We start from the raw sequence: 20,434 nt of genomic DNA on the forward strand, positions 1-20,434 counted from the left end.
GTGCCGGGCTGCGCTCAGGCGCCAGGCGTCAGCGGTTTTTCTTCGGCTTGCGTGCCTGGCAACTCGGCTTGCGTGGCGCCTTCGAGAAAGCGCCGGGTCGATTCGAACGCCTGCAGCATCGGGTCGGGCCATGGCGTTTGCAGCATGACCGCCTGGTGGTTCTCGAATGCCGACGACAGGAGTTTTGCCAGCTCAGGCGAACGCAGATGACGCAGCAGCACACTGACGGCGATCGCCGTCGCCTGGCTCGCGCCGGCGGTTTGAAGTTCTGAGGCGGTGAGGGCCGCTACCTGTTTGTTGATGTCCACTAAAACGTCCCTGGATGAGATGGGGTGATTGAAGGCCCGGTGGCCAATTCTGAATGCCGAACTCCGAATTTTGACATGGTTGGCGGCTTGCGGCGAACGCGACGGCCCCGGCGGATCTGCCATGCTTGAAGCGTGACGAAGGTGTTCGACGCAGTTAATCTAGCGTGACAATGGATACCGCCTGATCTAGGCCGTGCGACAAACGGATCTCGCAGCAGAAGACAATAAAAGAGGGATGCGATGAGCGTGATATTTGCCTTGATCGGTGCGCTGGTCGGGATGCTGGCCGCCTTCTCGAACGATTTCTCGATCGGCCTGGGTGCGCTGACGGGCGGAGTGGCCGGCCTGGCGCTTGCACGTCTGCTGCAAAATAGGTCGCGCGGGGCTGCGAACGAACCCGCGCGCAAACCGGCGGCGCCTAATAACTGGACCCCACCCGGCAGTTCATCCGGCGATCTGGCCGGGCGTGTCGAGCGACTCGAGCGCGAGATCGCCGTTCTGCGCGGTGAGATCCACGAATTGCGGGCCGGCGTTATCGGTGCGTCGGCGACCGGGAGCGTGGCTGGCGAGCCGGCCTCAAGCGAACCGCGTTCATCGAGCGCGCTGAATGCTCAGCCGAGCAGTCCGATAGCCGTGTCGCCACCGCTTCCCACCGAACCGCCGCCGGCGCGCCCCCCGTCTGCGCCACTGCCTCCGCCCGCATCGCCGCGCGGACCAGGTCTCGTCGAACGCCTCTTCAAACGGGGCCGCGACTGGTTTTTCGGCGGTAACACCGTTGTGCGGGTCGGCATCATCGTGCTGTTCTTCGGCATTGCGTTCCTGCTCAAGTACGCCGCCGACAACAGCCTCCTGCCGATCGAATTCCGCCTTGCCGGCGTTGCGCTTGCCGCGGCCGTCCTGCTCGGGCTTGGCTGGCGCATCGGCGAGCGCCGCGGCGCGTACGGGCTGATCTTGCAGGGTGGCGGCGTGGGTGCGCTCTATCTGACTGTGTTCGCGGCAACCAGGCTCTACCACTTGCTGCCGGCGGGTGCGGCCTTGCCGCTTCTGATCGCGATCTGCGGCTTGAGCGCGTTTCTGGCGGTGCGGCAGAACGCGTCGTCGCTGGCCTTCATGGGCAGCGCGGGCGGTTTCCTCGCGCCGGTGCTCCTGTCGACGGGCGGCGGCAATCACGTCATGTTGTTCAGCTACTACGTGCTGCTCAATGCGGGCATTTTCGCGATCGCGTGGTTCAAGGCATGGCGGCCTCTGAATCTGCTGGGCTTCGTGTTCACGTTTTCTATCGGCGTCGTCTGGGGCGTGACGGCTTACCGGCCTGAGCTGCTTGCCAGCACCGAGCCGTTCCTGATCCTGTTCTTCCTGATGTATGTCGGCATCGCGTTGCTCTACGCGGTGCGCCGCGAGGTCGCGCTGAAGCATTACGTCGACGGCACGCTGGTGTTCGGCACGCCTCTCGTCGTGATCGGTCTGCAAGCGGCGCTGATGAAGGGCACTGAATTCGGTCTGGCTTGGAGCGCGGCGGCACTGGCCGCGTTCTATCTCGTGATCGCGGGCTGGCTGGGGCGGCGGCGCGCGTGCCTCGGCATGATGTTCGAGGCCATGCTCGCACTTGCGGTGATCTTCGCGACGCTCGCTGTGCCGCTCGCATTCACCGGACCGACCACGAGCGCGACCTGGGCAATCGAAGGCGCCGCGATCACCTGGCTCGCCGTGCGTCAACGGCGCCTGACGGCGTTTGGATTCGGTTTGCTGATGCAACTGGCCGCGGCGGGCGCGTATAGCGTCGGCACGCTCACGCAGTTCGATGGCGCACATGCGTGGCCAGTCCTGAACGGCGCTTACATCGCGACCGTGCTGATCGCGGCCGCGGGCGTCTTCACGGGATGGCGCCTGCATGGGCGCAGCGAAGCGGGCGCGTGGCACGCATGGATCCCGCAGATCGGCCTTGTCGCCAGCGTGTGGGGGCTGTTGTGGTGGGTCTGTGGCGGTCTTCACGAAATCCACGCGTACGCGCAGACGCATCTTGCGTATGACCGGGATCGCTTCGAGACTGCCGTCGTCGCGCTGTTCGCTGTTCTGACAGCATGGCTCGCACACGGCGCGCAACGCACGCTGCGTTGGCCGCTCGCCGAACTGCCGGCGCTGGCGCTCGTACCGGTCCTCGCTCTGCTGACGTTGAGTCTGTTCAGGCTGAGCATGGCGCCGGTTAGCGGTTACGGCTGGCTGGTTTGCGCGGTCGTGGCGGTGTCTGCCTACGGGCTGCTGTGGCGCCAGCAGCGTGACGTCGGCGATCGTGTGCTCGCTGCGCTGCATGTGCCGATGTTCTGGACGGCCGGCGCGCTCTGCGCGCTCGAAGGCTACTGGGGCTTGCGGGCATACGTGCCGGAAGGCGCATGGAGCTGGAGCGCATGGGCTTATGGCTTCGGCATTCTGCTGTTGCTGGTGGCGGGCGTCGGGCACCGTTTGCGCTGGCCGGTTGCGCGCTTCGAACCGGCCTATCAGGTGTGGGGCGCCGCGCCGCTCGCCGCGCTGCTGTGGGCGTGGAGCATCGCGAGCGTGACGAGCGATGGCAGCGCCGCGCCGCTGTTCTGGCTGCCGATCCTCAATCCGCTGGATGTGGCGCAGATCCTCGCGATTATCGCCTGCACCGTGTGGCTGCGGCGCCTTCGCGCACTGGGCGTGCACTGGCATCCGCGGGCTTTCGACTATGCGGTGCTCGCCACACTGTTCATATGGTTCAACGCATTGCTGCTGCGCACGCTGCATCATCATTTCCATGCGGCGTACGATGTCGAATCGGTGCTGGCGTCGTTCAACTTCCAGCAGGTGTTCCTGGTCGGCTGGAGCGCGTTTGCATTTGCCGGGCTGTGGCTCGCGCGTCGCGACAGCATTGTGCGGTTGTGCGCGATCGCATCGACGCCGCTTGTGCTGGTAATGTGGGTGTGGACGTTCTATGCGAACCTGACACAGGACGGCGGTGCGTGGGCGCGTCTGCCGCTGCTCAATCCGCTCGACCTGGTGCAGGCGGTGATTTTTGCATTGGCGTCGTTGTGGTTCGTGCGTATCAACCGCCTGGGTGTGCCTGTCGGCGAATACCGTGTGCCGTTGCAGGTGGCGGTCGGCGTGACCGGATTCATCTGGCTCAACGCGATGCTGCTGCGCACGCTGCATCACTGGATCGGCTTGCCGTACCGGCTCGACACAATGTCACACTCGATGCTGGTGCAGGCTTCGGTGTCGGTGTTCTGGACGGTCTGCGCGCTGGCCATGATGATCTGGGCGACCCGCCGGGCCAGCCGGATCTTCTGGTTTATCGGCGGGGGCCTGCTGGCGGTCACCGTCGTCAAGCTATTCCTGTTCGACCTGTCGCATGTGACCGGTATCGAGCGGATCGTGTCGTTCATCGGTATCGGCCTGATGTTGCTGCTGATCGGCTACTTCTCGCCGTTGCCGCCCAAGGCAGTAGTTCTGGAAACTGAGCAATGAAGCGTGTCTTGATCGTGACAGGGTGGTGTCTTGCTTTATCGACCGTGTGGGTGTCGACGCCGGGCGTCGCGGCCGATCGGTTCGCGCAGCGCTTTGCACTCGAATTCGAGAGCGGCGCCGCCTACTACAGCGTGACGCTGCCGGCTGCCGTCTACGCCGCCAGTCAGCGTGCCGATCTCGGCGACGTGCGCGTGTTCAATGGCGCCGGAGAACCGGTGCCATATTCGCTCGACACGCCGCGCGAGGCTTCCCGCGCACCGGCCACGCTGCGTCCGGCGCGCTGGTTTCCCTTGCCGTCAGCGGCTCCCGGCAGCACCGGCGCACCACTCGGCGTGACGATTGCCGCCGACGGGTCGCTGCGTGCGACGTCAGCGCCACCCGACCGCGCGCAACATGACACTGACCTGATCGACGTCGCGCGCGAGACGCGGGGGGAGGCGCGGGTCGATGCATTGGTCGTCCATGTGCGTGACGACAATTACCAGGGGCGCGTCAGCGTCGAATCGAGCGACGATCTGCGCAACTGGCAACCCGCCGGCGAGGCGCAATTGCTCAAGGTGAGCTACAACGGCAGCACGCTGAGCCAGGACCGCATCGAGCTCAACGGCAGGCGCGCACGCTACCTGCGTCTGCACTGGCTCGACGGCGCGCCGTACGTCGAGTCGATCGATGCTCAGGTGCAGGCGGCCGGCGCCGACAACGCACAGCGCGCGGATACGCAACGGGAATGGCGCGCGGGCATCGTTGCCCGCCCGGGTCCGAAAGACGGCGAGTATTACTTCGATACCGGTGGGTCTTATCCCGTCGATCGCTTGCGGCTGAATCTGCCGCAGCCGAACACCGTGGCGCCTGCTGCCGTCTACTCGCGTACGGGATTGGAGGCGGCCTGGAGAGAAGTATCGAGCGCCACGCTGTTCCGGTTGCACAACGGCACGGTGGAGCAAAGCAATCCATCGCTTGAAATGGCGCCCGACACGGATCGTCAGTGGCGCGTGGTGGTCGACACGCGCAATGGCGGCTTGGGAAGCGGCACGCTGACCGTTGCCGCAGGCTGGCGCCCGGCGACACTGACCTTCGTCGCGCGTGGGGCCGCGCCTTTCACGCTGGCGGTCGGAAGCGCGTCCGCGGTGTCGTCGGCGGTGAGCCGGGCCGATCTGCTGATGGGGGCTTCGTCGGTCGCCGTCACGGCGCGGCTGGGCGAGGCGCAGGCCGATGAGCAGGGGGCCGATGCGCAGTCGCGGGCTAAAGACCCGGATGCGATGCGGCGCTATATGTTGTGGACGGCCTTGCTGCTCGCCGTCGGTTCGCTCGGTGCGATCGCCTGGCGGCTTGCGCGTGGCGCTCAGCCTCAGGCGGGGGCGCAGGCTGGCGGTGTGGCTGGGGGCGCGGCCGATAGTGGCGGTGGAGCGGGAGGGGCGGGTGGAGCGGCCGGTGATGTGACTGGCGGGTCAGGCGCGGCAAGCGTTACCGTCACCGCCAAGGACTCAGGCACAGCCGGCGCTGACGGCCAAAGCACCGGAAAGAACTGACGTTGGCGCGGGCGTAATTCGGCGCGGAAGATTGCACGGAACCGCGAGATTGGAGCGCACCGAGAGACCGCACGCTGGCGCCGGATTGCGAAACGAGGAACCGCAGTGCGCGGAGGATTCGCGCAACGTCAAGGCGCTGCGCAGCACTGTGGGTTGCCTCGCCGCCAGCGGTGGCACGCCGTTGCTTACTCCTCGCGTTCCGACATCGTGTTGATGATCTTGTCGAGCGCGTGGCCGAACGCGAGCTTTTCCTGTTCGTCGAGGCAGTCGAACAGATCTCCGTTCCACTTACGCGCGATCGGCATCACCTTGCGATAGAGCGCGCGGCCCTCAGAGGTCAGCGATACCAGCACGACGCGGCCGTCTTCAGCGCTCGGCTCGCGTTTCACGAGTCCTTGCTTGATCAACGCCTCGGCTGCACGGCTTGCCTGACTCTTATCGAGGTTGGCATGCCGCGCCAGTTCCATGATCGAAAACGGTCCGAACGAACCTACCGATGCAATCACCCGCGCTTCGGGGAGTGTCACGCCCAGTTTGTCCTGATAGCGCTCGCCGATGCCACGCTCGGCGAGTTTATTCAGGACATGGAGGCGGTACGTCAGGAACTGTTCGAGTCCGGTTTTGGCGGAGGCCTTCATGGTCTTCCCGTGATGAGTGGCGCGGTCGTGGCGCTGTGATTGTTGCCGCAACCGCCCCGCCGGTCAACGCGCGCCGTATTTAAGGCGCGTCAACTGTTCGGCCGCGTCGGCAAGCAAACGCGCCGCGTCGCGAATCGCGACCTCGAGGGTGATCGGCCCGGGCGCCGGCGAGAAGCAGCCGCTGAAATATTCGGCGAGTCGCGGTAGCGCCGCGGAGTCGACCGCGCCGGAAAGCAGGGTGGCCGGCACGCCCGCTGCCTGCGCATGACGGCAAGCAATGAACGGCGCCTTGCCATGCAAGGTTTGTACGTCCGAGCGGCCTTCGCCGGTGATCAGCCAGTTCGCGCCTTGAAGCGCCGGGTCCAGACCGATCTGCCGCGCGACGGTTTCCGCGCCCGGCTCGAACTGCGCGCCCAGCATGTGCAGCGCGAAGCCGAGACCGCCGGCCGCGCCCGCGCCGGGCTGGTCGCGGGCCGTGCGCCCCAGCGCCGCCTCGAGCAGGTCGGCGAAGCGGGCGAGGGCGGCGTCGATCGGGGCAACCTGTTCCGGCTTCACGCCCTTTTGCGGTCCGAATACGGCGGTTGCGCCGTGTTCGCCGGTCAGTGGATTGTCCACGTCCGACATGCCGACGAACTGCGTGTCCGCGAGGCGGGCGTCCAGCTGTGACACGTCGAGGCGCGTCACACGGGCGAGTTGTTCGGGCGTGGCGTCGAGTTCCTTGTCTTGCGCGTCGAAAAGTTTCAGACCGAGGCCGGCCAGCAAGCCGGCACCGCCGTCATTCGTGCTGCTGCCGCCGAGCGCGACGAAAAAGCGCCGCACGCCCGCGTCGAGCAGTGCGCGAATCGCTTCGCCCATGCCGCGCGTGCTGCGCGCCTCGACCGGTACACCCATGCCGACCGGATCGGTAATGCCGACGATTTCCGCTGTTTCGATGATCGCGCTGCCATCCGCAAGCAGGCCCGTCAACGCCTCGCGCACTGGCCCGGCCGCGCCGCGCACGCTCAGCTTGCGGCGTTCACCGCCGCTCGTGAGCATGGCGTCGAGTGTGCCTTCGCCGCCGTCGGCCATCGGGCAGATGCGCACAGTGGCGTCCGGCCGCGCGCGCTGGATGCCGGACGCAATCGCCTGCGCGACCTGTTCCGCGCTAAGCGAACCTTTGAAGGAATCGGGAGCAATGACGACGACAGGCGAGGACGGCAAATTCGGCATGGTGTCTCTGAATGGTTGGAGTCGTTGCGAGGGCGGGTGAAATGAACTGACGCAGGCGCAGCCCCGAGCGCGCCCATTAGCTTATCAGCATGGGCGCGCCGACTGAATATGTCGAATGGCATAGCCGGGATTGTCCGCGGGAGGGCCCTCGGGAATCAAGCGTGGCGAAGCGCGCGACAAGCGCGACGCTGTCGGCGATGCGGGTTTTTCTGGCGGAAGCGGCGCCGGTGAAAGGGACTGTTCAATTGCCGCAAGCAGGCTGGAAGCCGTCAGAAAATGGGCGCAAGGCAAGTACGAAACAGTCACCAGGCGAGCTGCAAACCGGTAAAAAACAGCGCGGAAAACGGCCCGAACGCCGATAAAAACGCGCGCAATCTTCGAATCCCGGCTAAGCGCGCAAATAGTTTGCTAAAATATTCGGCTCTTTGGACCCAACCGTGCTGCCGGCGGCCTGCAAGCCCGCGGCGCAGGCGCGCAATCGATGCTAAACGACGCGAACGCAACATAAGCGACATCGCGCGACATCGACAAGCGGCACGGAGAAGATAACTGATTCGCTCGAATAATTTTAGGACGATTGAAGCCATGGCTAACGTTGTTGAGAACCTCGGCAAGCTCGAACGCCGCGTAACGATTTCCCTGCCGAAGGACGCCGTGCAGAAGGAAGTGGACTCGCGTATCCGTCAACTCGCGAAGAATGTGCGCATGCCGGGTTTCCGCCCGGGCAAGGTGCCGCTCAAGATGGTGACGCAACAGTATTCGGGCCAGGTGGAAGCCGAAGTGCTGAGCGACAAGGTCGGCAAGGAATTTTTCGACATCAGCCGCACCGAAAACCTGCGCGTTGCCGGTCAGCCGAGCTTCGCGCCGAAGGTCGACGCTACTGAAGGCGACTACGCGTTCGACGCGACGTTCGAGGTGTATCCGGAGGTGAAGCTGGGCGACGTCGCCGTGGCTGAAATCGAACGCACCACGACCACCATCAGCGAAGCGGAAATCGACCGCACGCTGGAGATTCTGCGCAAGCAGCGCGTGCACTTCCACGCTCGCGGCGAATCCGGCGAGCACGGCGACGGCGGCGCGGACACGGCGGCTAAAGACGGCGACCGCGTGACGGTCGACTTCGTCGGCAAGATCGAGGGTGAAGTGTTCCAGGGCGGCAGCGCTGAAGACTTCGCATTCGTGCTGGGCGAAGGCCGCATGCTGCCGGAATTCGAAAAGGCGGCACTCGGCCTGAAGGTCGGCGAGGCGAAGGAATTCGACCTGGCTTTCCCGGCTGACTATCACGGCAAGGATGTCGCAGGCAAGACCGCGCAATTCACGATCACGATGAAGAAGATCGAGTGGCCGCACCTGCCGGAAATCGACGCTGAATTCGCGAAGTCGCTCGGTATCGAAGACGGCGATCTGGTCAAGATGCGCGCTGAGATCAAAGACAATCTCGAACGCGAAGCAAAGCGCCGCACGCAAGCTATCGTCAAGAACCAGGTCATGGACGCGCTCCTGAAGATTTCGGAACTGGACGTGCCGAACGCGCTGATCGCACAAGATCAGGAACGTCTGGTCGGCATGGCGCGTCAGGACCTCGAGCAACGTGGCGTGCCGAATGCCGCTGACGCACCGATCCCGGCTGAAATGTTCAAGGAACAGGCTGAGCGTCGCGTGAAGCTGGGCCTCGTGCTGGCCGAACTGGTCAAGGCCAATGAGCTGCAAGCCAAGCCGGAGCAGATTCGTGCCGAAGTCGACGAATTCGCGAAAAGCTACGAAGACCCGAAGGAAGTCGTCCGCTGGTATTATTCCAATCAGCAACGTCTTGCCGAAATGGAAGCGTACGTCGTTGAAGCCAACGTCGTCGATTTCGTCCTCAGCAAGGCCAAGGTGACGGACAAGGAAGTAAGCTTCGAAGAACTGGCAAGCGCAACGGCGCAAGCATAAGCGTCGCTGCAACGGCGTGCCGGCTGTCGGAGCGACGGCGCGCACGCCGTTTTTTTGTGCTGTGGAAGTACGTTGCGTTATGCATGGCGCGATTCACGCCGCCTCGCATACCGCGTTCGTACTGATCGCGCACTTGAATACGGGTTGGTCGGCCACACCTGTCTAGCATCTAATATTTAGAATATCTCCAGACAAGGATCCATTGCATGACCTTTCGCGCCCAAATGCTGGACACGTTGACCTCCCAGTCGTCGCGGGATCTCGAAGCGCAGGCGCTCGGACTGGTGCCGATCGTCGTGGAAACGAGCGGCCGCGGCGAGCGCTCGTATGACATCTATTCGCGCCTGCTGAAGGAACGCATCGTGTTCCTGGTTGGCGAAGTGAACGACCAGACGGCCAATCTCGTCGTCGCGCAGATGTTGTTCCTTGAAAGCGAAAATCCGGACAAGGACATCAGCTTCTACATCAACAGCCCGGGCGGTTCGGTTTCGGCCGGGATGGCGATCTACGATACGATGCAGTTCATCAAGCCGGACGTGTCGACGCTGTGCATGGGCCTCGCGGCCAGCATGGGTGCGTTCCTGCTGGCAGCCGGCGCAAAGGGCAAGCGTTTTGCTTTGCCGAATTCGCGCGTGATGATTCACCAGCCGCTGGGCGGCGCGCGCGGTCAAGCGTCGGACATCGAAATCCAGGCGCGTGAGATCCTGTACCTGAAGGAGCGGCTGAATCATCTGCTTGCGCATCACACCGGCCAACCTGTCGAGCGTATCGCACGCGACACCGACCGGGACAATTTCATGTCCGGCGATGACGCGCAAGCTTATGGTCTGGTTGACCAGGTGGCGCACAAGCGTCCTTGAACTGGTGGGGTCTTGCCCCAAAAAGGGGTGAGGCCTTCATCGGATCGGTTGTGAAATAATCAAGACTCGTCCGAGCGCCTGCGGCAAACGCCGTCACCTTGGCTCAAGCCCTGCCGCGCCCAAACTGCGTGGCCGGGGCAAACGGCGTATCATGTAATCGAGTGTCCGGAGGCTCACACATCTATGGCGGACAAGAAAGGTTCTAACAGCGAAAAGCTGTTGTATTGCTCGTTCTGCGGCAAGAGCCAGCATGAAGTCAAAAAGCTGATTGCAGGCCCGTCGGTGTTCATCTGTGATGAATGTATCGACCTGTGCAACGAAATCATTCGCGATGAGGCTGCAGGCGCGGGCATTGAGGCGGGATTGTCCAAGTCCGATCTGCCGAGCCCGCAGGAAATCCGTGAGATCCTCGACCAGTACGTGATCGGTCAGGAGCGCGCGAAGAAGATTCTCGCAGTCGCGGTGTACAACCACTACAAGCGTCTCAAGCACCTCGACAAGAAAGACGAGATCGAGCTGTCCAAGAGCAACATTCTGCTGATCGGTCCGACCGGTTCCGGCAAGACCTTGCTCGCGCAGACGCTCGCACGTCTTCTGAACGTCCCGTTCGTCATTGCCGATGCGACAACGCTGACGGAAGCCGGCTACGTCGGTGAAGACGTCGAGAACATCATCCAGAAGCTGCTGCAGAACTGCAATTACGAAGTCGACAAGGCCCAGCGCGGCATTGTCTACATCGACGAAATCGACAAGATCAGCCGCAAGTCCGATAACCCTTCGATCACCCGCGATGTGTCGGGCGAAGGCGTGCAACAGGCCTTGCTGAAGCTGGTTGAAGGCACGATGGCGTCGGTGCCGCCGCAGGGTGGCCGTAAGCATCCGAATCAGGACTTCATCCAGGTCGACACCACCAATATTCTGTTCATTTGCGGTGGCGCATTCGACGGCCTCGAGAAGGTCATCGTCGACCGTACCGAGAAGACCGGTATCGGCTTCGGCGCAAGCGTGAAGAGCAAGCAGGACCGCGACGCCGGCGAAGTGCTGCGCGAAGTGGAGCCGGAAGATCTGATCAAGTTCGGTCTGATTCCTGAGCTGATCGGCCGCCTGCCGGTGGTGGCTACGCTCGGCAAGCTCGATGAAGTGGCCTTGATGAAGATCCTCGTCGAACCGAAGAACGCCTTGGTGAAGCAATACCACAAGCTGTTCAACATGGAACGCGTCGAGCTCGAAATTCGCCCGGCTGCATTGCAGGCTGTTGCGCGTAAGGCGATCCGTCGCAAGACGGGTGCCCGGGGTCTGCGTTCGATCCTCGAACAGGCGTTGCTTGATGTGATGTATGACCTGCCGCAAATGAAAGGTGTTAGCAAGGTCATCATCGACGACAACGTGATTGACGGTGACGGCAAGCCGCTGCTGATCTACGAAGACGCGCCCAAAGTGGCGGGTTCGAACTGATCGGCTTTCGGGTACTGCAAAAAAAGCCGTTCATGGCGACGTGAACGGCTTTTTTCGTTTATCGTGTGGTCAGGATGGTTGTTTTCACTATGGAGTCACTGAACCTTCGGAGTCACTGAACTTTTCCCACACGCGGAGGCTTGCAATCTTTTCTGCTGGCCTCACCTATCGAACGAACTGATTCCACTCATGGGGAAATGAAATGTCAGGAACCCAACTCCTTCCGCCGGAACGCATTACGCTCCCGCTGCTCCCGCTGCGTGACGTAGTCGTCTTCCCGCACATGGTGATTCCGCTCTTCGTAGGCCGCCCGAAGTCGATCAAGGCTCTCGAAGCAGCGATGGAAGGCGGCAAGCACATCATGCTCGTCGCCCAGAAAACGGCTGCGAAAGATGAGCCGACCGAAAAGGACATGTACGAAGTAGGGTGTATCGCCAACATCCTGCAAATGCTGAAGCTGCCCGATGGCACCGTCAAGGTGCTCGTCGAAGGCTTGCAGCGCGCGAAAACGCTTTCCATCGAAGAACAGGAAACGCAGTTCTCGTGCGAAGTCATGCCGCTCGAACCCGACCACGCCGACAGCGCTGAAACTGAAGCGCTGCGCCGCGCGATCGTGTCGCAGTTCGACCAGTATGTGAAGCTGAACAAGAAGATCCCGCCGGAGATCCTGACGTCGCTGTCGGGTATCGACGAGGCTGGCCGTCTGGCTGACACGATCGCGGCGCACCTGCCGCTCAAGCTCGACCAGAAGCAGCACATCCTTGAGATGTTCCCGGTGATCGAGCGCCTCGAGCATCTGCTCGCGCAGCTCGAAGCCGAGATCGACATCCTGCAGGTTGAAAAGCGCATCCGCGGGCGTGTAAAGCGCCAGATGGAGAAGAGCCAGCGCGAGTACTACCTGAACGAACAGGTCAAGGCGATCCAGAAGGAACTGGGCGAGGGCGAAGAAGGTGCGGATCTCGAGGAACTCGAGAAGCGCATCACCGCCGCGCGCATGCCGAAGGAAGCCAAGAAGAAGGCCGACTCCGAGTTGAAGAAGCTCAAGCTGATGTCGCCGATGTCGGCTGAAGCAACGGTCGTGCGCAACTACATCGATACGCTGATCGGCTTGCCGTGGCGCAAGAAGAGCAAGGTCAACAACGACCTCTCAAATGCGGAACGCGTGCTCGACGAAGACCACTTCGGTCTCGAGAAAGTGAAGGAACGCATTCTCGAGTATCTCGCGGTCCAGCAACGTGTCGACAAGGTGAAAGCGCCGATTCTGTGCCTCGTTGGGCCTCCGGGTGTCGGTAAGACGTCGCTGGGTCAGTCGATCGCTCGCGCTACGAACCGCAAGTTCGTGCGTATGGCGCTCGGCGGCGTGCGCGACGAAGCCGAGATTCGCGGCCACCGTCGTACGTACATCGGTTCGATGCCCGGCAAGATTCTGCAAAGCCTGACCAAGGTCGGCGTGCGCAATCCGCTCTTCCTGCTCGACGAAGTCGACAAGATGGGCCAGGATTTCCGCGGCGATCCGTCGTCGGCTCTGCTGGAGGTGCTCGATCCGGAACAGAACCATACGTTCGCCGATCACTATGTTGAAGTCGACTTCGATCTGTCGGACGTGATGTTCGTGGCGACGTCGAACTCGCTGAACATTCCGCCGCCGTTGCTCGACCGGATGGAAGTGATCCGTCTCTCGGGATACACGGAAGACGAGAAGGTCAGCATCGCGCAACGTTATCTTTTGCCCAAGCAGAAGAAGAACAACGGCCTCAAGGATGGCGAGGTCGATGTGACGGAAACCGCGATCCGCGACATCATTCGTTACTACACGCGTGAAGCGGGCGTCCGTTCGCTCGAGCGTGAAATTTCGAAGATCTGCCGCAAGGTCGTGAAGATGCTTCTGCTGAAGAAGGCGGAAGGCGCGGTGACGGTCGACGGCAGCAATATCGACACCTTCCTCGGCGTGCGCAAGTACGACTTCGGTCTGGCCGCAAAGGAAAATCAGGTTGGTCAGGTCACGGGTCTTGCGTGGACGGAAGTGGGCGGCGATCTGCTGACCATCGAAGCCGCGGTGATGCCGGGCAAGGGCAATGTGATTCGCACGGGTTCGCTCGGCGACGTGATGAAGGAATCCGTCGAAGCTGCGCGCTCGGTAGTCCGCTCGCGTTCGCGCCGTCTGGGCGTCAAGGACGAAGCGTTCGAGAAGCAGGACATTCACATCCACGTGCCGGAAGGTGCGACGCCGAAGGACGGTCCGTCCGCCGGTATCGCGATGACAACCGCGCTCGTGTCGGTGTTGACCGGTATTCCGGTTCGCGCTAATGTCGCGATGACGGGTGAAATCACGTTGCGTGGTGAAGTCCTGCCGATTGGCGGCCTGAAGGAAAAACTGCTTGCAGCGCATCGCGGCGGTATCAAGCTGGTGCTGATCCCGGAAGAAAACGTCAAGGACTTGACGGAAATTCCGGACAACGTGAAGAACGCGATCGAAATCGTGCCGGTCCGGTGGATCGACAAGGTGCTCGAGTTGGCGCTCGAACGCGTGCCTCAGGCATTGCCGGAAGAAGAGCCCAAGCCGGCTGCGCCTGTTGCAGCGGCGGAGCCAGGCAAGGACGCCGGTGCAACGGAAGTCGTGAAGCACTAAGGTAGTCAGCGGCGAAAGCTGTTTGCTGTAAAGAAACCCGCGACCTTGGTCGCGGGTTTTTTATTGGCAGCGAGATGACGAAAAACGTGTCTGGAACCCATGCTATCCCACTTTTTGAGCAAAGAACGTTCTCAGTTGCCGACTGGTTGTGCGCGCATCGATTTGCTGGAATATCTGGTGATGAGAAGCCTCCTCCAGAACGTTTCTAATCAGGCTCAACCCCGCTTGACACAAGGGTTTCGGCCAATTCTAATGAGTCGGCTCGGCGTTCGCCGCCAGCCGCGTGATGCCAGGTGCTAAAGAGCACCGTCACGATTGCCATAAACATTCTCGGGGGTTGGAATGAATAAAACGGAATTGATCGATCACATTGCTCAGCAAGCCGATATTTCGAAGGCCGCGGCAGGCCGTGCACTGGATGCGGTGATCGGCGGGGTCAAAGGTACGTTGAAGAAGGGCGGTTCGGTGACCTTGGTTGGTTTCGGCACGTTTGCGGTGGGCAAGCGCACCGCGCGCACGGGACGCAATCCGCGCACTGGCGCCGCCATCAAGATCAAGGCAGCGATGGTGCCTAAATTTAGGCCTGGCAAAGCTCTGAAGGATGCGCTAAACTAATGCGCTTGCTGCCTGGGGAATTGCGGATTCGTTAGAAGGAAGTGCGGCGAATTCTGCATGGCTTGCTTGAGTTGATGCGCAGTTGTATGGGCTAGAGCGCAAGTCGACAAATCAGGTGGCAAAAGCAGCGCACTGAATCGTGAAACGGGTGCTTAGCTCAGTTGGTAGAGCGGCGCCCTTACAAGGCGTAGGTCGGGAGTTCGAGCCTCTCAGCACCCACCATTTCCGTTTCGCGAGGACGTCTGGAAACGTCCAAAGATGTCCGGAGCAATCCGCTGAAACCCGCATGGCTACTGGCTCTGCGGGTTTTTTATTGCCTGTTGCCAATGAAAAGACATCCAAGGGCCTGTCAGAAATTTTGTGTGTAAGGCATAACATGCAGCTCACAGGAGCATGTATGCCACGCAAACCGAAACCGAAACCGAAACCGAAACCGAAACCGAAACCGAAACCGAAACCGAAACCGAAACCGGGACCGCCGGCGGCGAACACATGAATCCTCAGCAAGTTTGCGATGATCATCGTCGCCGAGATCGTCGTCGCACCATCGCCGCCACGTGCGACAAGAATCGGAATGTCGCGTCGGCTGACCTTGGCCACATCGCGACCGCCGCGACCGAGGCGTTCAATCTGTCCAGAAATCCACTCAAACACATCAAATCTCTCCCTCCAGATTTCACGCCTTGGCCAGGGTGAGCGCAGTGTCCTCGATCATGTCCTCCTGCTCCGCACGATGCGTTGTCGGCCACCGTGTCTTCGATGCGGATTTTCCAGTCGCGGATGCGCGAGTCGACGATCTCAAAGCACGCCATCACGCCTCCGGTTGCGGCGAGGACATCCGCGGCGGTAACGCCGGGTCCCTGCAGATCGCGCTTGAGCACAAAGGCAATCTCTCCCTCAGCCTTGGGATGGATCAGGGCGGCGGCCGGAATCGCGTCGCCTTGCTCGTAAAGCATCGCGTCGGTGAGCATGCCGAAATCAGGTTGATGGACCCCGAGCATGTCCATGACGACTTGCGAGGTCACACCGATCTTCTTGCCGATGACGCGTTCGCCCGCTTCGATGCGGCGGGCGTTCACGCGTTGCTGGATGCGGTATGCGTCGTCGATCATCAGATCGGGGTGGCGACTGGTGAGCGGGTCGACCACGCGACAGTCTTTTACTGCGGCGTACAGCTCGTCACCAAGCGAACTAATAAGAATGTCGTTCATGGTTGCTGAGCCTCGGGCGAGTTCACTTCATCGGAATGACTGGTGGCGATCTGGTTGCCCTCCAGCCGGTAAAAATCGGACCACTCCAGCAACTGCTGGCTTGTCGTACCTACACCGCCGCAGGCAATGACTACGATGCGCCGCGCGTCCGGGAAATACTCGGGAACCCGCGCGAGTGCTGCCACGGATGCACCGCAGGCCGGCTCGGTCAGAAGGCGATGCTCTTCGAGCAGGGTCACGCTGCCTTGAATCGCTTCAGCGTCAGTGACGAGGCAGTTCCGTATCTGATGCTCCCTGGCGAGCGCCACGATGCGTGCGGATACCTTGTTGGCGCCAAGCGACGTGGCCACGGACTGAGCCTCTGCTTCTTCGCCACGAATGAGGGCACGGGCTCGCTCAGATGTCGTCTGCGGCACGACGACTGTCACCGGAATGCCAAGCTCACGGCCCGCGTAGGCCACCGCATACCCCGCGTTACCCCCTGACGCTGTGACGAAGCGCCGCGCACCGCGGCGCTGATGTTCTTCGCATGCAAAGCCAACGCCTCGCAGCTTGAACGAGCCACTCGGTTGCAGACCTTCAAGCTTCAGGAGAACTGTTCTGCCCGTCTTAAGTGAGAGCGCGCGGGACTTGATTAGCGGTGTTTCGATATGCAGTGTCATAGCAGGACTTCATTGGTGAAAGGCGTTAGCCAATCTGGATAACAGCGGAAACTTCAACCGGGCAACGGAACGGCAGGCTCGAAACACCCACTGCGGCGCGGCTGTGCCGTCCCTTTTCGCCGAGAACTTCAACGAGAACTTCCGAAGCGCCATTGATGACTTCCGGATGCTCCGTAAATTCAGTTGCTGCATGTACGTAACCCGTCACGGAGCAGACGCGGATCACGCTCAGGTCGTCCGTCAGTTGCGAACGAAGTTGCGACAAAATCGCCATGCCGCTCATCCGTGCGGCTTCTTTCGCCTGCTCGATACTGACTTCTTTGCCGACCTGGCCGAGCGCAAACGGCTTGCCGTCCTTGAAGGAGACTTGTCCAGAAATGTGCAAAAAGCCACCGGCCAGAACGGTGGGTACGTAGTTGGCGATCGCCGCCTTCGGCGGTTGTAGTTCAATGCCTAGATCTGCGAGACGGGCATCCAGTTCAGCGCGGTTCATAAGAATTCCTTAATAGTGAAATAGGTGACGACACAAGACGCCCAATGCACACGGGCACACGGGCACACGGCATGAGTGAAATCGTCAAAATCGGGATTCGAGGTCGTACTGGACCGAGAGCTGTCCTCCGCCTTGCGGGTGGAACAGGGTCTCGGCCAGCGTCACATGGAACTTGCCGTCGTCGGCGGGCGAAAAATCGAGTACATGCGTGCGCATCGTCAGTTCGTCGATGTCGTAGTACGTGGGTTGTGTCATTTCGTATTCCTTATGTTGTATTTCTCATCGCGATCTGATTTCGTCAAAACTCATTTGACATGAGTCGCGCCCTGCTGGCAAAAGGCGACTCGTGAAGCGTGACGATCGGGCGACGACAAGTCACTCTCCGCATGACTCCACGTTAAAGAACGTACGCCCGTCCCGCTTGTAAAAAGTTGGGTTTTTTCGCTTGTGAGGTTCAATCGTCGGCGGGGCGCTCGGCGCGGATAAGATGCCAGGCATGGACTAGCTGCCCGGGATATCGCTGCGTGACGTCAATGCGTTGAGGCAGCAGTCGTTTAACTGCAGCGGGAGGGCACACGGGTGCTGCGCGTTAAGTGGAAGCGCTCAAGATTGCAAAGGGCCGCAAGCTCTTCGAGGGTGATTTTTTCAGCCAGGTGGACATCGCAATACTCTTTGACTCGCTGCCACTGTCCCGATGTGAGCGTGCCTTTGACAAACTGCGGCTTGACCCTACGCGTCTGGACGAACAGACGGTCAAGTAACGTCAGCCATTCGGACTGCACTTCAATGGGCCCGGATCCCGATGGAGCCGCCCGCAGTGCATCGTGCAATCGGGACAGATGACCGGCAAGCGACGAATCCCGAACGACCGCTCCACTCAGTGCAGGGAAACGATCCCGCCCGGAGATTTCCTCTCCGAGTCCGTCCAGCAATTGAGGCGAGAGGCGAAACGTCTTTAGTGTATAAGACTCGTCCCCGGCGCTGATGCCGTCATGCACCTCGCCGGGTGGCATCAACTGGATACTGCCCGGCGTGAGTAGCAGCGTTTCCCCATGGAATCCCTGTCGCTGGACACCGTCGGTCACCAGCGCGATATGGTAGTCCAGATGGTAGTGACGTTCGAAGCGGTAATCAGAAAAGCGCGCCTCGCCAAGCACGAGACCCGGAATCTCGTTGCTGCGTTTGTACTCGACGCGATCTTTCATCAGGGCCTTCTGCGGAGCATTCCTTCGGCATTGGAGCGAGCGAACCGCCGCCCTAAGGCGCACTTGCTCGGCGTTCTCCGAACCATCCACAATAGTGTGCCTAATATAGGCAGGACGTAGTTGCAGGCCCTGTGCCCGCCATGGGCAAGCGCAATGATGCTGCGAGCGTATACACGCTGCGTGGGGCGCTTTTGACGCGGTTCTGTCAAGTCGGTGAAGGCGTCAATCTGAACGAACTCGTGTGGCACGGTCCCGGGATTTTTTGGGGGGCGAAAAGAGTGCCGTGAAGCTTGAGGATTGCGAACCTCTATTTGCGCGTGTCGACGAGGATCTTTGCGTTTGCACCCGACTCGACGCGTTCGTGGGCCTTCGCGATTTCCGACAGAGGAAAAATTTCGACCTTGGGATGTTGCAGCGCCCCTCGTTCTAACAGAGGGGTGAGCACATTGATGGCTGCCTTCCTCACCGGGATGGGCAAGTTGTAGACGATAAAGAATCGTAGATTCACGAAACCAACGATCATCGACCTGAAGGGGACCTCGATCACTCCGGCCCCCGACCCATAGATGATCACGTCGCCGCCGAACTTCAACATTTCCCCATATTTGCCGGCATTTGCCGCGGCGTCGACTTCAATGATGGCGTCCACACCTTGGCCGTCTGTGATCTCGCGTACCGAAGCAGCCACATCCTGCTCGTTGCGATTGATGACCCACTCGGCACCCAGGCGGGATGCGAGTTGGCACTTCTCCCGACTGCCCGCTACGCCAATGACTCTTGCGCCCGAGAGCGCGGCCAGTTGCGTCGCGTAGCCACCTACCGCACCGGTGGCACCGTAGACAAGAATCGTCTTGCCGAGAAGTCCTCCGCAAGCATGCACGGCGTACCAGGCCGTCAAAAGCGGAATCCCAAGTGAGGCGCCCGTCTCGGTCGACACCTTGTCAGGGAGAGGTGCAACCTGGCTTTCGGGCAAGGCGATCAGCTCTGCTGCTGTACCGAACGGTCGCTTCCACTGGCCGTTGATCGTCCAGACTCTCTGTCCGATCCAATGTTTCGAAACGCCTTCCCCAACTGCTTCGACGACGCCAGCGCCATCGCTGTGAGGAATAACGCGCGGAAACTCCATCGCGGAGCTTGTGACGCCCGAGCGCGATTTGACATCTGAAGGATTCACGCCCGAGTGTGCGATGCGGACCAGGACTTCGCCCACCTGAGGGGCCGGATCAGGCTGCTCGCCAACGACGAGAACGTCTCGAGCGGGGCCTTTTGAGGAATAGTACGCGACCTTCATATCTTTCAACCTCCAGGCTGCTTTAGCGAAGAGCGCTCGCAAACCGACATGTCCATGCCGAGCTTCTCAGCGCAAGATTACCCCTACTGTGATCCTTCGCCTTTGATCGCGCTTGTAAAAAATTGACGATAGTGATTGGTCCATCGATTCATTCGCTGAGCGTCTTCGATGCGTCGGGCACCGAAATCATGTGGCGTATCGACGTGGGGCGCGGTTCGATTCGTTGCTGCCTTCCTCACGCCCGGGTGCAGATGGCTTCCCAATACGGGGGGCGAACCCGTCAACGGTTCATTTTGTGCAAAGGCGCTGGGCGAAACTGGACGTATGCGCGCTTCGTTTTCCACCAACTCAGGACGCGATACTGGCGCATGCAGGCAATTGATCTCAGTGAGTACGACAATAAACGAAGCGCGACTCGCCGATGCGGCTGTCTCGCCGCGCTCGCTCCTGTAATGGCGTCCTGGTCGAGGCCGTGGCCGATCACCGCCAAGTTATCCCTGTGCGGGATGGCGTGTGTTCGTCGCGCCTCTCAGCTGCTGCAAGAACGTGGACGCTGCCTTGCTGAGTGGCTTGTCGCTGCGCGTGACAGCGACGAGCGGGCCGAGATGAAGTGGCAATTCACATAGCACGGGTTGCAGTCGATACAGGGCATGTAACTCTTCCGCAATGCATTGCGATGCGAGCACGAGCGCGTCGCTCTTGCTTGCGAGCCGAAACGTCAACGGCGAAACCTGCGAGGACATGACATCCGCGCCAAAACGCAGGCCCATGTCGCGCACGGCGAACTCCAGTTGCTGCCTGATTGTTGATTTACTGAGATGGACCCGACGCCCCTTCGGGGAAGCGCGATACTGCTGAATGTCGTCTTAACGAGACCACATTGGGAGGTTCGTCATGGAAATCGATATTCTCGG

Annotated in this window: 17 protein-coding genes, 1 tRNA gene and 2 pseudogenes; 9 read left to right on the forward strand and 11 right to left on the reverse strand. The window is 61.1% G+C overall.

All coding sequences use genetic code 11. From position 1 onward, the window contains the following. Positions 1-14 precede the first annotated feature (14 nt). Positions 15-308, reverse strand: a complete 294-nt coding sequence (locus KHO23_RS28580) for a hypothetical protein (RefSeq protein WP_211615430.1) — start codon at positions 306-308, stop codon at positions 15-17. A 240-nt stretch (positions 309-548) separates the two neighbouring features. On the opposite strand from KHO23_RS28580, the gene KHO23_RS28585 reads away from it, so the two are divergent. After that, complete coding sequence (locus tag KHO23_RS28585) at positions 549-3,791, forward strand: DUF2339 domain-containing protein (protein ID WP_211615431.1); 3,243 nt, start codon at positions 549-551, stop codon at positions 3,789-3,791. Next, positions 3,788-5,320 carry a DUF3999 domain-containing protein gene (locus KHO23_RS28590; RefSeq protein WP_211615440.1) on the forward strand — a complete coding sequence of 511 codons (1,533 nt, stop codon included), beginning with the start codon at positions 3,788-3,790 and terminating at the stop codon, positions 5,318-5,320. The genes KHO23_RS28585 and KHO23_RS28590 overlap by 4 nt, the downstream gene beginning before the upstream one ends. A 185-nt stretch (positions 5,321-5,505) precedes the next feature. Here the strand turns inward: KHO23_RS28590 and KHO23_RS28595 are convergent, their stop codons facing one another. Continuing rightward, the gene (locus KHO23_RS28595; RefSeq protein WP_211615442.1) at positions 5,506-5,958 is read right to left on the reverse strand and encodes a MarR family winged helix-turn-helix transcriptional regulator; all 453 of its coding nucleotides are present in this window, start codon (positions 5,956-5,958) and stop codon (positions 5,506-5,508) included. 63 nt (positions 5,959-6,021) lie between these two features. Further along, positions 6,022-7,167, reverse strand: a complete 1,146-nt coding sequence (locus KHO23_RS28600) for a glycerate kinase (RefSeq protein ID WP_211615444.1) — start codon at positions 7,165-7,167, stop codon at positions 6,022-6,024. A gap of 161 nt (positions 7,168-7,328) precedes the next feature. Between KHO23_RS28600 and KHO23_RS28605 the strand changes: the two genes are divergently transcribed. The 7 genes from KHO23_RS28605 (at position 7,329) to KHO23_RS28635 (ending at position 14,880) form a co-directional block, all read left to right on the forward strand. Further along, positions 7,329-7,529, forward strand: coding sequence for a hypothetical protein (locus tag KHO23_RS28605; RefSeq protein WP_211615446.1), 201 nt, complete (start codon positions 7,329-7,331; stop codon positions 7,527-7,529). A gap of 223 nt (positions 7,530-7,752) precedes the next feature. Further along, a complete protein-coding gene (gene tig, locus KHO23_RS28610) occupies positions 7,753-9,099 on the forward strand; it encodes a trigger factor (RefSeq protein ID WP_211615448.1) in 1,347 nt (448 codons plus the stop codon). A gap of 206 nt (positions 9,100-9,305) precedes the next feature. Then, positions 9,306-9,959 carry an ATP-dependent Clp endopeptidase proteolytic subunit ClpP gene (clpP, locus tag KHO23_RS28615; protein ID WP_007182010.1) on the forward strand — a complete coding sequence of 218 codons (654 nt, stop codon included), beginning with the start codon at positions 9,306-9,308 and terminating at the stop codon, positions 9,957-9,959. A 183-nt stretch (positions 9,960-10,142) separates the two neighbouring features. Beyond that, positions 10,143-11,414 (forward strand): ATP-dependent Clp protease ATP-binding subunit ClpX, encoded by a 1,272-nt coding sequence (clpX, locus tag KHO23_RS28620; RefSeq protein WP_007182009.1) that lies wholly within the window; start codon positions 10,143-10,145, stop codon positions 11,412-11,414. Positions 11,415-11,616: 202 nt separating this feature from the next. After that, positions 11,617-14,043: an endopeptidase La gene (gene lon, locus KHO23_RS28625; protein ID WP_211615450.1), complete on the forward strand. Its 2,427-nt coding sequence runs from the start codon at positions 11,617-11,619 to the stop codon at positions 14,041-14,043. A 342-nt stretch (positions 14,044-14,385) separates the two neighbouring features. After that, positions 14,386-14,658: an HU family DNA-binding protein gene (locus tag KHO23_RS28630; RefSeq protein ID WP_211615452.1), complete on the forward strand. Its 273-nt coding sequence runs from the start codon at positions 14,386-14,388 to the stop codon at positions 14,656-14,658. A 146-nt stretch (positions 14,659-14,804) separates the two neighbouring features. Then, positions 14,805-14,880, forward strand: a tRNA-Val gene (locus KHO23_RS28635). A 306-nt stretch (positions 14,881-15,186) separates the two neighbouring features. Here the strand turns inward: KHO23_RS28635 and KHO23_RS35705 are convergent. The 8 genes and pseudogenes from KHO23_RS35705 to KHO23_RS28675 all read right to left on the reverse strand — a co-directional run. Continuing rightward, a pseudogene (locus KHO23_RS35705) lies at positions 15,187-15,312 on the reverse strand (pseudouridine-5'-phosphate glycosidase); the annotation flags it as partial. 71 nt (positions 15,313-15,383) lie between these two features. Beyond that, positions 15,384-15,869, reverse strand: a pseudogene (locus tag KHO23_RS28645) (2-oxopent-4-enoate hydratase); the annotation flags it as partial. Further along, positions 15,866-16,531: a pyridoxal-phosphate dependent enzyme gene (locus tag KHO23_RS28650; protein ID WP_211615454.1), complete on the reverse strand. Its 666-nt coding sequence runs from the start codon at positions 16,529-16,531 to the stop codon at positions 15,866-15,868. The gene KHO23_RS28650 and the pseudogene KHO23_RS28645, both read right to left, overlap by 4 nt. 25 nt (positions 16,532-16,556) lie before the next feature. Further along, a complete protein-coding gene (locus tag KHO23_RS28655) occupies positions 16,557-17,024 on the reverse strand; it encodes a RidA family protein (RefSeq protein WP_211615456.1) in 468 nt (155 codons plus the stop codon). An 84-nt stretch (positions 17,025-17,108) separates the two neighbouring features. Then, complete coding sequence (locus tag KHO23_RS28660) at positions 17,109-17,279, reverse strand: hypothetical protein (protein WP_211615458.1); 171 nt, start codon at positions 17,277-17,279, stop codon at positions 17,109-17,111. Between the two features lie 299 nt (positions 17,280-17,578). Continuing rightward, on the reverse strand, positions 17,579-18,229 hold the full coding sequence (locus KHO23_RS28665) for an AraC family ligand binding domain-containing protein (protein ID WP_211615460.1): 651 nt from the start codon (positions 18,227-18,229) through the stop codon (positions 17,579-17,581). A gap of 307 nt (positions 18,230-18,536) precedes the next feature. Further along, complete coding sequence (locus KHO23_RS28670) at positions 18,537-19,520, reverse strand: NADPH:quinone reductase (RefSeq protein ID WP_211615462.1); 984 nt, start codon at positions 19,518-19,520, stop codon at positions 18,537-18,539. A gap of 491 nt (positions 19,521-20,011) precedes the next feature. Continuing rightward, entirely contained in the window at positions 20,012-20,380 is a 369-nt protein-coding gene (locus KHO23_RS28675; protein ID WP_328822009.1) for a LysR substrate-binding domain-containing protein, read from the reverse strand. Positions 20,381-20,434 lie beyond the last annotated feature (54 nt).

It is taken from the genome of Paraburkholderia haematera, from assembly GCF_905220975.1.
GTDB classification, from domain to species: Bacteria; Pseudomonadota; Gammaproteobacteria; order Burkholderiales; family Burkholderiaceae; genus Paraburkholderia; species Paraburkholderia haematera.